The organism is Rhizobium sp. A22-96, assembly GCF_053521805.1.
The window spans coordinates 244,445-258,090 of record NZ_JBNWDQ010000007.1 but is presented as its reverse complement, the minus strand read 5'-3'; the positions used below and the strand labels follow the sequence as shown (position 1 = coordinate 258,090).

The following is a 13,646-nucleotide window of genomic DNA, read 5'->3' as shown; positions in this document are numbered from 1 at the left end:
ATTCCCGTATGTTTGCAAGGAAGCAGCGGCCGGTGATGTCACGGCCGCCGCTGATCTGCCGGATATCAATCCAGCTTCATGTAGTCGGCAAAGCGCGCCGCATCATTGATGGTGACCTTGTCGAGCTTGTTGTCGCCGAGCCCCCATTTTTCGAAGATCTTGGCGTAGGAGCCGTCGTCGATCATCGACTGCATGGTGGCCGAGAGGGCATCGCGCAGTTGCGGACTCTCCTTGCCGACGAGCATCGCCTGATAGCCGACGGCATATTGAGTGCCACTGACGAGTGCGAGTTTCTTGTTACCTTCGGGCTGGTGTTGAAGGCTGTAGGCTGCAACGCCTGTCGTATCCATTGAGAGATCGACGCGCCCACTCTGAAGCGCGATCTTGATCTGATCGTTCGCGGGGAACTGCATGACATTGAGCGGCTTGTCGGCCGGGCAGAGCGTCTTCTGCTTGTCGAGAAGCTGAAGCGGGATCGAACCTTGAACCGCGCCGGCATTCAAACCGCAGGCATCCTTCAGTTTATGCACGCCCTTCGGATTGCCTTCGAGCACGATGATGCTGGTGCCCTCGAGCATATAATTGACGACATCGACGATCTTTTCACGCTCGGAAAAATCGCCGAATGCCGACATGCCCATATCAAAGCGGCCGGCCTGGATGCCTGGAATGATGCTGGCGAATTGAGCCGGGACGTCGGTAAACTTCACGCCGAGGCGAGTGCCCATCTCGTCGCGCAGCTCACGTTCCAGACCGATGATCGTCTTGTTGTCTTCGCCGTAGAAATCGTAGGGCGGCGTTTGCGGTTCCGTGCCGACTTTGATTTCGCCTGCCGACTTGATCTTTTCGGGCAGCATGTCGTGCAGCTTTTGATCGACGCCGGCCGCCCAGGTCGTTGAGCTCGCAAGCAATGCCGCCGCAGCGAGCATGATTGTCAGATTTGTCTTCCCTGTCATTGTTATTCCCCTTTTTCCTCATGCACGTGAAGGACGTGCGGCCTTGTTCCGGTGCCTGCCTTTTCGGTCAGTGCATCCGCCTCAAGAAAGCCTGGGTCCTTTCTTGTTTGGGGTTGTCGAGAACCTCGCGCGCCGGGCCATCCTCTACCACCACGCCCTGATCCATGAAGACGATCCGATCGGCGACTTCGCGGGCAAAGGAGAGTTCGTGGGTCACCACGATCATCGTCATTCCATCCGCCGCAAGCTTGCGCATGACGTTCAGGACTTCGCCGACGAGTTCGGGATCAAGTGCGGAGGTCGGCTCGTCGAAGAGCATGAGCTTCGGGTTCATTGCCAGTGCCCGGGCAATCGCCACGCGCTGCTGCTGGCCTCCGGAGAGCTGATAGGGATAGGCGCCCTCGCGTCCTTCGAGATCCACCATCTTCAAGAGCCCGCGGGCGTGGGCGAACGCGTCCTCGCGGGATTTGCCGCGATTGAGGATCGGCGGCTGCGAGATATTTGTGAGCACGTCCTGGTGAGCGAAGAGGTTGAAGCGTTGGAACACCATGCCGATGTCACGGCGCTGGGCGGCAAGCTCCTTGCCGCTCATTTCATGGAGCGCGCCGCCGCGTTCGTGATAGCCGATCAGCCGTCCATCGACGAGAATTCGGCCGCTCGTCATGCGCTCCAGATGATTGATGCATCTAAGAAAGGTCGACTTGCCGCTTCCCGAGGGGCCGAGCAGGCAGACGACCTCGCCTTTATTGACCGAGAGATTGATGCCTTTGAGCACCTCGAGCGAGCCGAACGATTTGTGAACATCGATTGCCTCGACGATGGGCTGGGCTGCCGGCCGACTATCTGGGGCGTTCATCCGTTTCTCCCTTCGGCGCGCATCAGGCGAAGGGCGCTTTGCAACAGACCAGATGCCTGATTGGTGGATTTCCCGAGCCGTTGCTCGATGACGAACTGGATGGCTGAGGCGATCGTCGTCATCACGAGGTACCAGATGCTTGCCACGATCAGCAGTTCGATGATCAGGAAATTCCTGGCGTAAATGTTCTGCGCGCGCGTCAGTAGATCCTGGGCTGCAACCACCGAGACGAGCGAAGTCGTCTTCAGCATCGAGATCGTCTGATTGCCGATCGGCGGGATGATGACGCGAAGCGCTTGCGGGAAAATGATGCGAAGCATGGCTTGGGTCGGCGTGTAGCCGAGCGCCTTGGCAGCCTCATTCTGCCCATTGTCCACCGCCATCAACCCGCCGCGCATGATCTCGGCCATATAGGCCGCCTCGTTGAGGCTGAGGGCGAGGAGCGCGGCAACGAAAGCGGTGACGATCACGTTCATGTCGATGTGGATCGAGCCGACATCGATACTGGGTATGAACAGCTGGATATTGAACCAGAAAATGATCTGCACCAGCAACGGCGTACCGCGAAAGAACCAGATGTAGAGACTGGCAAAGCCGGCGAGAATGGGATTTGGCGACAGCCGCAGCATTGCAAGGATCGCGCCGGCGATGATGCTGATGATCATCGACAAGACGGTAAAGAGGATCGTCAGCCGGATCCCGTCGAGGATCGTTTCGTCGAAAATATATTGAGGTATGGCCGACCAGCTGATGTGACGGCTGGTGCCGACCATGAATAGGAGCAGGGCGACGAGGGCAATCAGCAGCGCTGCAGCCGCGCGTTGCCCCCAGTTTCGTGCCGGAATGACTTTCTGGGAGGTCATGCCACTCTCCAATCGCCGGGGCCTTTCAAAGTGCCGTCGATGTGCGGCAGCGGTAGGGTTTCCGGCAGGTCGCCCACGCGGAGCTTACGCGCCAATACGATTGCCCCCATGATGGGGTGCCCGTGCAGCAAGGTCAGAGTTAAATCCGGCAGGCGATCCGCTAGGGCGGATTGAAATGCAGCAAGAAGACGCGGTTGTCGGGCAATGACGCCGCCCCCAGTCACGACATCGCCACGCGGAGCACCACGTCGAACCAATTGCTCGGTCAGCATCGCAAGCGATTTGCCCGCGTCCCCAATGACCTTCTGTGCGAGCCTTGAACCCATTTCGGCAGCGTCGAAGACAAGCGGAGCAAACCGGCCAATGCCGGCAGCAGAGCCGATTGCGCCCAGCGCCCGACCGAGTTCGATCGGGGAGGGGACGGCGAGAGCCTCCAGGAGGTTGCGACCGAGCGGGTCTAGGGCCTCTCCTTGATCGAGCGCAAAGCGCACTGTCCTTGCCGCCTCGCGCACAAGCCCGCTGGCACTGCCTTCGTCGCCCAGATACCAGCCCCAGCCACCCGAAGCGATCATTCCTCGCAACGCATCGCGCGAGACAGCGATCGACCCGGTCCCGCTAATGACCGAGATGCCGCTCACTTTGCCCGCCGCAGGCAGGAGGAGTTCGGAATCGTTGAGAACCAGTACCGTGCCGCGCAAGTGAGATGACAGCCTTGCTTGCAGGGCCAACCGATCCTCGTCGCTGTCGCAGCCGTGCGCACCGATGACAATGGTCGCCGGCGTCATTCCGGCAGTCGCGATGAGCAGCGAGACGAGTGTCCTCACATCCGCATCGTGATCGATGCGCCCCCGCCATTCGGCCGTGTTTACGACCGCCTCGCCGACAGTATTGCCGTTCAGTTCGGCAATGATCTGCGTTTTGGTGCCGCCAATATCTATTCCAGCAATCATGCGCTCGCTTCCATTTGTTAGGTAACTTACCTAATTATTTAGCGTGCGCAAGCGCTATTTTGGAACGTCGCCGCCCCGCCGAGAACGGTGCGTCGAGCGCGTGGGCTTTGTGAACCACCGCGCTGCAAGGCCACAGCTTACATTGACGCTCTGGATTCATCGCTTCATGGGTTGAATGGAGAGGGGCACGTCCATGATGGCCGCCGCTTGCGGCTGTGGCAGCGCTGCAAAGCGGCCGCCCACACCGATTTATAGGCTGATGAAACCATTCAGCCATTATAGCTAAAGCAGGTGGTGCATCTGATCATCGAGCAGCTCTTCGATCATCAGCTGTCTGTGGGGATGCGGAGAACCGGAACAATTGGCGCTTCTTTGCGCTCATCCATGTATGCAGGTGTGGCAAGACGCATATCGCGCCAGAGATGACGTGGACGTCGGGCTACCATTCAATTGCAAGCCACGCGTTCAGCGCTGCTGTCGAGCTCGCATGTTAATCGTGATGCTCTGGCAGCGCCTTCAACTGATCTTTGGTCCATGATGTCACGCCATGGATCTGGCCGCTCTCGTCACGCATGAAGTCGAGATCGGTCACGCGAACCGACACCGGCTTTGCACCGATACCAAGGAAGCCGCCAACGTCGATCACGACGCTGCTGCCACCGCCGGCTCCATGCACGTGATCAACCGATCCGATCTTATGGTCGTCGGTTCCATAGATGGATGCGCCCTCCAGATTGGCTTGTGTGAGTTCATCCTCGGTCAGTCGTATGTGATTGCTATGATCCATCAGTCATTCCTCCTTCTTTGATCATGGGAACGAACGGCCATCCGGGAAGTTTGTTCCCAAATTGCAGCGGCCAGGGAACAAGTCGCAGAGCAGACAATTTCCGGGATTTCTCCAGCCAAATCACCGGCGGCAAGCTGTGCAATGACGAATAGGAGGGGGTGTGGGCGAGACAAAGGCGCCCGGATGAAAGTCCAAGGACCGCGAATCTATAATTGTAATGAAACAATATAATTATTGACATGATACATTACCTCTCCCACGCTGCTGCCTTGAGCGTCCAATGCGGGAGAAGCTGAAGATCGTGGTGATAGCTGTCGCTTTAATTGCAAGATATCGGTCGGCGGCATGACCAGGCCAGTGACCCTGCACGAAATCGAGGTCGCGCAGCAGCAGATTTCTGCTCATGTGCTGCGAACGCCGCTTCGGGCCTCGTTGGCCTTATCTGAGCGTGCGGGTGTTGCGGTATATCTCAAGCTGGAAAACCATCAAAGGACCGGCAGCTTCAAGCTGCGCGGTGCCACGAACGCTATCCTGCGCCTGGACCAGGGCAGGCGCTCGCGAGGGCTGATAACGGCGTCCACCGGCAATCATGGCAGGGCCGTCGCCTATGCCGCGAAGGCGTTGGGTGCACGGTCGATGATTTGCCTGTCGACACTGGTTCCCGCCAACAAGGTCGAGGCGATCAGACACCTCGGCGCAGAGATTCACACCGCTGGCCGTTCACAGGACGATGCCATGCTTGAGGCCGAACACCTGGTCCGCCAGAAGGGCATGTACTTCGTGCCGCCCTTCGACGATGCCGCTGTAATCGCCGGCCAGGGAACGCTCGGATTGGAGATTGCAAGCGACTTGCCGGAGACGGCTGTCGTCCTGGTGCCTTTGTCCGGTGGTGGGCTTGCATCGGGCGTAGCGGCCGCGATCAAGGGCCGCCGATCTTCGGCAAGGATTGTCGGCGTTTCGATGGAGCGGGGAGCGGCGATGGCGGCAAGCCTAGCGGCGGGCGTGCCGACCAATGTCCAGGAAGTTGAAACACTGGCGGATTCGCTCGGCGGCGGCATTGGCTTGGGCAACCGCCTGACCTTCCAGATGTGCCGCGACCTTCTCGACGATGTCATCCTGGTTGGCGAGGAGGAGATTGCGGCGGGCATTCACCACGCAGCCAGAATTGAGGGTGAGACCGTCGAAGGGGCGGGCGCAGTCGGAATAGCGGCCTTACTCGCACGCAAAGTCAAAGCTGATGGCCCGCTCGTTGTCGTTGTGTCCGGCGGCAATATTGATCCTGTTGCCCATCGCGCAATCGTCGATGGGTACCAGAGCGGAGAGGCGCGATGACCCGTGTGCGGATCCTCACGGAAACTGATCTTCGCAAAATTGTCCTGCTCGACGGAGATGCCGTCGATTGCGTCGAACAGGCGTTTGCGTCGCTCGCGACAAAAGCGGTGAAAATGCCACCGATCATGCGGCTGGATATCCCTGCCCATTGCGGCGAGGTCGATGTGAAGACGGCTTATGTCCCCGATCTCGACAGTTTCGCGATCAAGGTGAGTCCCGGTTTCTTCAACAATCCGTCACTTGGCCTGCCCAGCACCAATGGATTGATGATGCTGTTGTCGGCGCACACGGGCCTCGTCGAGGCGTTGTTGCTCGACAACGGCTATCTGACGGACGTGCGCACCGCAGCCGCCAGCGCCGTGGCCGCGCGACACCTATCTCGACCGGATGCCCGGGTTGCTGCAATTTTGGGTGCCGGCATGCAAGCCCGCCTGCAGTTACGTGCCCTTACGCTCGTGCGGCCGATCGAGACCGCCCGGATCTGGGCGCGGGATCTGGCAAAAGCAGAAAAGCTCGCTGGGGAACTGACGGCGGAGCTCGGATTTCCCGTAACGGCGAAAGCGGAGGCTGAACGAGCCTGTCGTGGTGCCGATATCATCGTGACCACGACGCCTTCGACCGAGCCGATCGTTGACGCCGCCTGGCTGGAGCCCGGCCAGCACATCACCGCCATGGGCTCCGATGCTGAGCACAAGAACGAGATCGATCCGGGTGCGATCGTCAAAGCCGCACCCTATGTCGCCGACAGTCTGGAGCAGACACGCCGGCTTGGTGAACTTCATCATGCGATCGCCGCCGGACTTGTGACTGACAGTGCCGGCTTCCCGGAACTCGGCGCCATTATCGCCGGCAAGGCGGCTGGTCGCCGATCTCGTGAGGCGATCACCCTTTGCGATTTGACCGGAACCGGTGTGCAGGACACCGCCATTGCCACGCTTGCGTATCGCCGCGCCGTCTCAGCCGGCGCGGGGCAGGCAATTGAAACAGCGAAAGCATCAGGAGACCCAGCGTGAGCGAACCGATCCTCAATTTCACCCGCGCCGAATATGCCGAACGGCTCACCAGGACGCGCCGCGCCATGGAAAAGGCCGGTGTCGATCTCGTTATCGTCACCGATCCTTCCAATATGCATTGGCTGACCGGGTATGATGGCTGGTCTTTCTATGTGCATCAATGCGTGGTGGTGCCTGGCTCTGGCGAACCGATCTGGTTCGGTCGTGGTCAGGATGCCAATGGCGCCAAACGAACGGCCTATCTCGCCCACGACAACATCGTCGGCTATCCGGATCACTACGTTCAATCCAATGAGCGTCATCCGATGGACCTGCTGTCCAAGCTGATCGAAGAGCGCGGTTGGTCGAACGCCTCGATCGCCGTCGAAATGGACAATTACTGGTTCACCGCCGCAGCCTATGCCTCGCTCGTCAAGCACTTGCCGAATGCGCACTTCAAGGATGCGCAAGGGCTGGTGAACTGGCAGCGCGCCGTCAAGAGTGCAACTGAACTCGACTATATGCGCAAGGCCGGACGCATCGTAGAGGCCATGCACCGACGGATCGTCGACAAGGTGGAGCCCGGTATTCGCAAGTCCGATCTCGTCGCGGAAATCTACGACGCCGGCATCCGAGGCGTTGACGGCTTCGGCGGCGACTACGCTGCCATCGTGCCTCTTTTGCCGTCTGGGGCGGATGCATCTGCTCCGCATCTGACCTGGGACGATAAGCCGATGAAGAGCGGCGAAGGCACCTTCTTCGAAATCGCCGGCTGTTATCGCCGCTATCATTGCCCACTGTCGCGAACGGTCTTCCTCGGCAAGCCAACACAAGCTTTTCTGGATGCGGAAAAGGCGACGCTCGAGGGCATGGAGGCCGGTCTTGCCGCCGCCAAGCCCGGCAATGTCTGCGAGGATATTGCCAACGCCTTCTTCGCAGTCCTGAAGAAATACGGGATCGTCAAGGATAACCGCACGGGCTATTCGATCGGTCTGTCTTATCCGCCCGACTGGGGCGAGCGGACCATGAGCCTTCGCGCCGGTGATCGCAACGAGCTGCGCCCGGGCATGACATTTCACTTTATGACGGGCCTCTGGCTTGAAACCATGGGCATGGAGATTACGGAAAGCATTGTCATCACTGAAAGCGGGGTCGAGTGCCTTTCCAGTGTTCCGCGCCAACTTGTGGTGAAGTGACGGTCGAGATGAACAGCATGACGATTGTCAAACGACCATCTCCCATAACTCCGACCCTCGATTTCGATCGCGACGGCATACAGCATGGCCATCTACGCCTGCCCTGGTCTCGAGATGATTCCGCATGGGGTTCGATCATGATCCCCGTTTGCGTCATCAAAAACGGCGAAGGGCCGACTGCGCTTTTGACCGGCGCCAATCATGGCGATGAATATGAAGGGCCGGTTGCGCTCTTCGATCTCGCCCGGACGCTGAAGGCGGACGAGGTCAAGGGTAGGATCATCATCGTTCCGGCGATGAACTATCCCGCCTTTCAGGCGGCGACGCGCACTTCACCGATAGACAAGGGCAATCTCAACCGGAGTTTCCCCGGTCGACCCGATGGCAGCGTGACCGAGAAGATAGCGGATTACTTCACGCGCTACCTGCTGCCGCTCGCTGACATCGTGCTCGATTTTCATTCGGGTGGTCGTACTCTTGATTTCCTGCCCTACGCCGCAGCGCATGCTCTGCCGGACAAGCGACAGGAGAAAGCCTGCTTCGATGGCGTGGCCGCATTCTCGGCCCCTTATTCCATGCGCATGATCGAGATCGATGCCGCCGGCATGTACGACACCGCAGCCGAAGAGATGGGCAAGGTCTTTGTGACGACCGAACTTTCGGGCGGTGGAACCATATCAGCGCGTACGGCTTCCATTGCCAGGCGCGGCGTCCTGAACGTGCTGAAGCATACGGGAATCGTTGCCGGTTTGCCGGAAATCGAGGCGACGCAATGGCTCGATATGCCGTCGTCGGATTGTTTTGTTTTTGCCGAGGCGGATGGGCTTTTCGAGCCGCTGAGGGATCTTGGCGACCAGGTTGCGGCCGGCGAGATCATTGCCCGGATTCACCCGATCGGCCGCACCGGGTCTGCACCTTTTGATTATCGGGCAGCGCTGGATGGTCTTCTTGCCGCGCGTCATTTTCCCGGCCTCATCAAGACCGGCGATTGCCTGGCCGTCGTTGCGATTTTGACGGAAGGCCCCTGAATTGCCGCGCCGCTGCAACGCGGCGCGGATCGCAACCCGTTGCGGCAAAGATCCGGAATACCGGACAGCCGATTACGGAATTCAACCACAGAGGAGTGAACCATGAGATCGAATTTTTACCGCAGTGTAGCCGCCGTAGGTCTTGCCATTGGCCTTTCCGCATCCGCCCATGCCGCCAGTCTCGAGCAGATCAAAAAAGATGGCTATATCCGCGGCGCCAGCGCCAATGAGGTTCCCTACAGCTTCATGGACGAGAGTGGTGCTGCCAAGGGTATCGGCCCCGACGTCGCTGCGGCTGTCTTGAAGTCGATGGGTGTCAAGGAAGTCGAATGGACTGTGACGCCATTCGGATCGTTGATCCCCGGCCTGAAGGCCAGGCGCTTCGATTTCGTGGCCGCCGAACAGAATATTCTGCCGGAACGCTGCAAGCAGGTGCAGTTCACCACGCCGAACTCGAGCTACGGCGAGGGACTGCTGGTGCCGAAGGGCAATCCGAAAAACCTGCACTCCTATGAGGACATCAAGAAGGATCCGTCGCTCAAGATCGCGATCGTATCGGGCGCCGATCAACTCGACTTCTTCCATGGTCTTGGCATTCCGGACTCGCAAATCGTCATGATCCAGGCGAATGCGGATGCGCTGTCCACGATCCAGACCGGCCGCGCCGACGCCTATGCCGCAACCGAATTGACCGTAGCCAAGCTTGTCCAGGGCAGCACGAATGTCGAGCATGCAGAGCCTTTCACCGATCCGGTCATCAACGGAAAGTCCGCCAGGAGCTATGGCGGCTTTGATTTCCGACCTGAGGACAAGGAACTTTATAAAGCGTTCAACACCGCTCTTGAGGCCTTCAAGAAGACGGATGACTATAAGAAGATCCTGATGTCCTATGGTCTCAGCGCCGAAAGCGTAGAGGCGGCACGCACGAAGAGCACTGAAGACCTTTGCGCGGGCAAGTAACGCTAAGGATGATAGACACGAACGCCGTGGCGGCCAGGCCGCCGCGGCCTTCAGCCCCTCCCATTCCGGAATGGAGGTGATCAGAACATGAGCTGGACACACTATCTGCCGGCATTGCTGAAGGGCGCGGAGGTGACGGCGCTTATAGCCATCGCCTCGACGTTACTCGGTGCAGGTTTTGCTTTTGCGGCCGGCCTTGCGCGTTTTGCGGGCGGACGGCTGCTATCCTGGATCGCGATCGTTTATATCGAGATCTTTCGCGGTACGTCGCTGCTGGTGCAGCTTTTCTGGCTTTACTACGCGTTGCCGCTGATCGGGATTTCCTTCGATCCCATCACGACCGGTATTGCCGGTCTGGCCCTGAATATTGGCGCATATGGCGCCGAAGTCGTGCGCGGTGCGTTGCAGTCCGTTCCCGATTCACAGCACGAGGCGGCGCGCGCGCTGAACTTCAAGCAAGGGCAGACGCTCTTTCGCATCGTCCTGCCGCAGGCCGTCGTCGAGATGATGCCGGCCTTTGGCAATCTCGCCGTCCAGAACCTCAAAGATACCGCTCTGGTATCGTTGATTTCCATCAGCGACTTGACGTTTCAGGCACAGCAATTGCGCAACATTACGCTGGACAGTGTCACCATCTATTCACTGACGCTCATTGGGTATTTCATCATGGCACTCATTCTGGTTGCCTTCATGCGCTGGCTGGAGACGATCTTTCGTCGCGGTGCCGCGTTCCCAGGGAGGGCGCCGGCATGATGTATGGCTTCACCTGGGATACATCGACAACGTTGTCCTTCGCATGGTCGATCCTGCCCATTCTCGGCATTGGGCTGATCGTAACGCTGGAGGCCGCCGCCGTCGGCTTTGCGATTGCTCTCATTCTCGGCCTGGTCTTCGCCCTGTTGCGGCGAAGCCGTTTCCTCGTAATCTCATGGCCGACGGCGTTCGTCATCGAATTCCTCCGCGATACGCCGCTGCTCGTCCAGCTCTTCTTTCTCTACTATGTACTGCCGATTTACGGCATCGTCCTGCCCGCCTTCCTCACCGGCGCGCTGGCGCTCGGCCTGCAATACTCAGCCTATACGTCGGAGGTCTATCGCGGCGGTCTGGATGCGGTGCCGCGTGGACAATGGGAAGCCGCAACAGCACTCAATCTCGGTCGCGGCCGCACCTACTGGGACATCATCATCCCGCAGGCGATTCCGCGCATCGTGCCTGCCATGGGCAACTATCTCGTCTCCATGTTGAAGGAAACGCCTGTCCTGTCCGTCGTCACAGTGGTTGACATGCTCAATCTTGCCAATCTCATTGGTGACCGGACATTCGAATATCTGGTGCCGCTTTCCCTTGTCGGCTTGATCTTTCTCATCCTCACGCTCGTCTGCTCGGCAGCCATCCATTGGCTCGAAAAGACGTTGCCGAAAAACGGAATTGCGCTGCGATGACCCAACCATTGATCCGCTTTAAAGATGTGACCAAGCGCTATGGTCACCTCACCGTGCTTGATAATTTCAGTTTCGATGTTGCGCCCGGCGAGAAGGTGACGTTGATCGGCCCTTCCGGTTCAGGAAAATCGACTGTTCTGCGTATCCTGATGACGTTGGAACCTTTCCAGGAAGGAGCCCTGCACTTAGCGGGCATGTCCTACCACCAAGACAACGGCAAAGGACGGTTCCTGGCGAGCGAAGCCCATCTGCGCCAGATCCGCACCCATGTCGGCATGGTATTTCAGAGCTTCAATCTGTTTCCGCACATGACCGTGCTGCGCAATGTCGTTGAGGCGCCTATTCGCGTGCTTGGGCTGGGGCGGGCGGAAGCCGAGTGCCGCGCCGTCGATCTGCTGCGCATGGTCGGTCTTTCGGAAAAGAAAGATCAGTATCCCAGCCAGCTTTCAGGAGGCCAACAGCAACGCGTCGCAATCGCCCGCGCCCTCGCCATGCGCCCGCGCGTCCTGTTGTTCGATGAGCCGACGTCGGCGCTTGATCCACAGCTTGTCGGCGAAGTGCTCGGTGTCATCCGTGATCTCGCGCATGAGCACGATCTGACGATGCTGCTCGTAACCCACGAGATGCGCTTTGCCCGCGAAGTATCCGATCGCGTCTGCTTCTTCGACAAGGGGCGTATCTGCGAACAAGGCAAGCCGGAAGAGATTTTCAGCGCGCCAAGGCAAGAGCGAACCAAGGAGTTTCTCGGCTCGATCCTGTGACGGGCGCAGGCATCGAACCAATCCCGTATTGCTGGCCTAAACGATCGAGCCGACGTCGAAGACGGGTGGCAGCTGCTCGAAGGTGCTGCGAACGGTTTCGAGCGCCGAGCGAAGTGCGGAGTGAGACAGGCGTCCGCCGAGACAGATGCGGATGCCGCCGACCGGGCGCTCTCCGCCCGCAACAAATGGATCGGATGGCGTGACCGCGACGCCTTTTCGGGCAAGCGCACGCACAAGACCCTCTTCCGTCCAACGATCGGGAACGGATAGCCATGCGCAAAGTGAAAGAGGATGGCTGCCGGCAACGAACGGTGCCATCACGTCCGATACGATCGCCTGGCGTGCTTCCGCCTCGCTTCGTTGGACGGCAACCAGAGTGTTGGCGGTTCCATCCAGAACCCAACGGGAGGCCATTTCGGCCACGACGTTTGTAGCGCTCCATCCGGTAACGCGGAGGATCGATGCTGCACGGATGGAATAGTGCGCCGGCACGACGAGATAGCCGATGCGCAGACCCGTCATGACCGACTTGGTGAAACTGGTCACGAAGAAGCCGAGTTCGGGGATGAGATCCGGCATGGAGGGGAGGGGATCGCGCAGCATCGGTTTGTAGACTTCGTCCTCGATGACGAAGATGCCGTGCCGACGCGCTATTCCTGCGATCGCACGACGGCGCTCCACCCCCATTACGTGACTGGTGGGATTGCCGAGCGAGGAAACGATGACGAGCGCCGTCACATCTCCGATGGCGCAGGCAGCCTCGAAAGCCTCGGGGAGAATACCTTCGTGATCTGTCGCCAGGCCGCGCAGGGTAAAGCCCAGAACATTGGCAAGGCCGATGATACCGTGATCGGTCAGGTTCTCTGTCAAAACGACTTCACCGGGACGCACGACCGATGCGACGGCCAGAAACAGGCCATGGGCGGCGCCGTTGGTGATGAGGATCCGATCGGGATCGGCTTTGACCGAAAGACCGTCGAGCCAGACTTGTGCTGCGGAGCGATGGGCATCAAGTCCGGCAATCGGCCTGCAGGGGCGCATGAAGCTGCTATTGTCGCTCTCGGCCAGAGCTTGCATCAGCTCGCGGGCCGAGCGCTCATGCGCCTCGGTATAAACGGCCCGGATGATGGAAAGATCTGCGCTGCCACTTGGATCGCGATCGAGCATGAAGCTGTCGGCGCGTTCCGTGACGCGGCTGCGCACGAAGGTGCCGCGTCCGACTTCGCCGCGCAAATAGCCACGGCGCTCGGCCTCCTTGTAGCTGAGGCTCACGGTCTGGACCGAGATCTCCAGCGCATGGGCAAGCTCGCGATGGGTCGGCATCTGCGCGTGAACCGGCAAAATTCCCTCATCGATGTCGGCAATGATCTTGTCGGTGAGCAGCTTGTGCTTGGTCACGCCCTTGCGATGTTGAAGGACGGGTCTCCAGGCGCCATTGTCCTGGTCTTTTGAATCATGACGATACATGGATTGATCCGGTACAATTATCGGAATCCATCTACACTATCGATCGCCGTCTGGCG

The 13,646-nt window shown here is 59.3% G+C and carries 14 protein-coding genes; 8 read left to right on the top strand and 6 right to left on the bottom strand.

What is annotated here, in order from left to right; genetic code table 11:
* Nucleotides 1–65: 65 nt before the first annotated feature.
* From ACQZ6F_RS28380 to ACQZ6F_RS28360, 5 genes are all read right to left on the bottom strand, one after another.
* Nucleotides 66–956 (bottom strand): ABC transporter substrate-binding protein, encoded by an 891-nt coding sequence (locus tag ACQZ6F_RS28380; protein WP_449095084.1) that lies wholly within the window; start codon nucleotides 954–956, stop codon nucleotides 66–68.
* Nucleotides 957–1,023: 67 nt separating this feature from the next.
* Complete coding sequence (locus ACQZ6F_RS28375) at nucleotides 1,024–1,812, bottom strand: amino acid ABC transporter ATP-binding protein (protein WP_068396460.1); 789 nt, start codon at nucleotides 1,810–1,812, stop codon at nucleotides 1,024–1,026.
* Nucleotides 1,809–2,675, bottom strand: a complete 867-nt coding sequence (locus ACQZ6F_RS28370; protein ID WP_449095085.1) for an amino acid ABC transporter permease — start codon at nucleotides 2,673–2,675, stop codon at nucleotides 1,809–1,811. The genes ACQZ6F_RS28375 and ACQZ6F_RS28370 overlap by 4 nt, the downstream gene beginning before the upstream one ends.
* On the bottom strand, nucleotides 2,672–3,625 hold the full coding sequence (locus ACQZ6F_RS28365) for an N-acetylglucosamine kinase (RefSeq protein ID WP_449095086.1): 954 nt from the start codon (nucleotides 3,623–3,625) through the stop codon (nucleotides 2,672–2,674). The genes ACQZ6F_RS28370 and ACQZ6F_RS28365 overlap by 4 nt, the downstream gene beginning before the upstream one ends.
* Nucleotides 3,626–4,115: 490 nt before the next feature.
* A complete protein-coding gene (locus ACQZ6F_RS28360; protein WP_068396469.1) occupies nucleotides 4,116–4,412 on the bottom strand; it encodes a PRC-barrel domain-containing protein in 297 nt (98 codons plus the stop codon).
* A gap of 345 nt (nucleotides 4,413–4,757) precedes the next feature.
* Here ACQZ6F_RS28360 and eutB point away from each other — a divergent pair, with 345 nt between their 5' ends.
* The 8 genes from eutB (at nucleotide 4,758) to ehuA (ending at nucleotide 12,123) form a co-directional block, all read left to right on the top strand.
* Nucleotides 4,758–5,744: a hydroxyectoine utilization dehydratase EutB gene (gene eutB, locus ACQZ6F_RS28355; protein ID WP_449095087.1), complete on the top strand. Its 987-nt coding sequence runs from the start codon at nucleotides 4,758–4,760 to the stop codon at nucleotides 5,742–5,744.
* Nucleotides 5,741–6,757 (top strand): ectoine utilization protein EutC, encoded by a 1,017-nt coding sequence (gene eutC, locus ACQZ6F_RS28350; RefSeq protein WP_449095088.1) that lies wholly within the window; start codon nucleotides 5,741–5,743, stop codon nucleotides 6,755–6,757. Before eutB ends, eutC begins: the two co-directional genes overlap by 4 nt.
* Entirely contained in the window at nucleotides 6,754–7,932 is a 1,179-nt protein-coding gene (gene doeA, locus ACQZ6F_RS28345) for an ectoine hydrolase DoeA (RefSeq protein ID WP_449095089.1), read from the top strand. Before eutC ends, doeA begins: the two co-directional genes overlap by 4 nt.
* Nucleotides 7,933–7,940: 8 nt before the next feature.
* A complete protein-coding gene (gene doeB, locus ACQZ6F_RS28340; protein ID WP_449095090.1) occupies nucleotides 7,941–8,960 on the top strand; it encodes a N(2)-acetyl-L-2,4-diaminobutanoate deacetylase DoeB in 1,020 nt (339 codons plus the stop codon).
* A 102-nt stretch (nucleotides 8,961–9,062) separates the two neighbouring features.
* Nucleotides 9,063–9,920 (top strand): ectoine/hydroxyectoine ABC transporter substrate-binding protein EhuB, encoded by an 858-nt coding sequence (gene ehuB, locus ACQZ6F_RS28335; RefSeq protein ID WP_068396481.1) that lies wholly within the window; start codon nucleotides 9,063–9,065, stop codon nucleotides 9,918–9,920.
* 87 nt (nucleotides 9,921–10,007) lie between these two features.
* Complete coding sequence (gene ehuC / locus ACQZ6F_RS28330; protein WP_077472307.1) at nucleotides 10,008–10,673, top strand: ectoine/hydroxyectoine ABC transporter permease subunit EhuC; 666 nt, start codon at nucleotides 10,008–10,010, stop codon at nucleotides 10,671–10,673.
* A complete protein-coding gene (gene ehuD / locus ACQZ6F_RS28325) occupies nucleotides 10,670–11,362 on the top strand; it encodes an ectoine/hydroxyectoine ABC transporter permease subunit EhuD (RefSeq protein ID WP_077472306.1) in 693 nt (230 codons plus the stop codon). Before ehuC ends, ehuD begins: the two co-directional genes overlap by 4 nt.
* Nucleotides 11,359–12,123, top strand: a complete 765-nt coding sequence (gene ehuA, locus ACQZ6F_RS28320; RefSeq protein ID WP_449095091.1) for an ectoine/hydroxyectoine ABC transporter ATP-binding protein EhuA — start codon at nucleotides 11,359–11,361, stop codon at nucleotides 12,121–12,123. The genes ehuD and ehuA overlap by 4 nt, the downstream gene beginning before the upstream one ends.
* Before the next feature lie 36 nt (nucleotides 12,124–12,159).
* Here the strand turns inward: ehuA and ehuR are convergent, their stop codons facing one another.
* Complete coding sequence (gene ehuR / locus ACQZ6F_RS28315) at nucleotides 12,160–13,590, bottom strand: MocR-like ectoine utilization transcription factor EhuR (protein WP_449095092.1); 1,431 nt, start codon at nucleotides 13,588–13,590, stop codon at nucleotides 12,160–12,162.
* Between the last annotated feature and the right edge of the window lie 56 nt (nucleotides 13,591–13,646).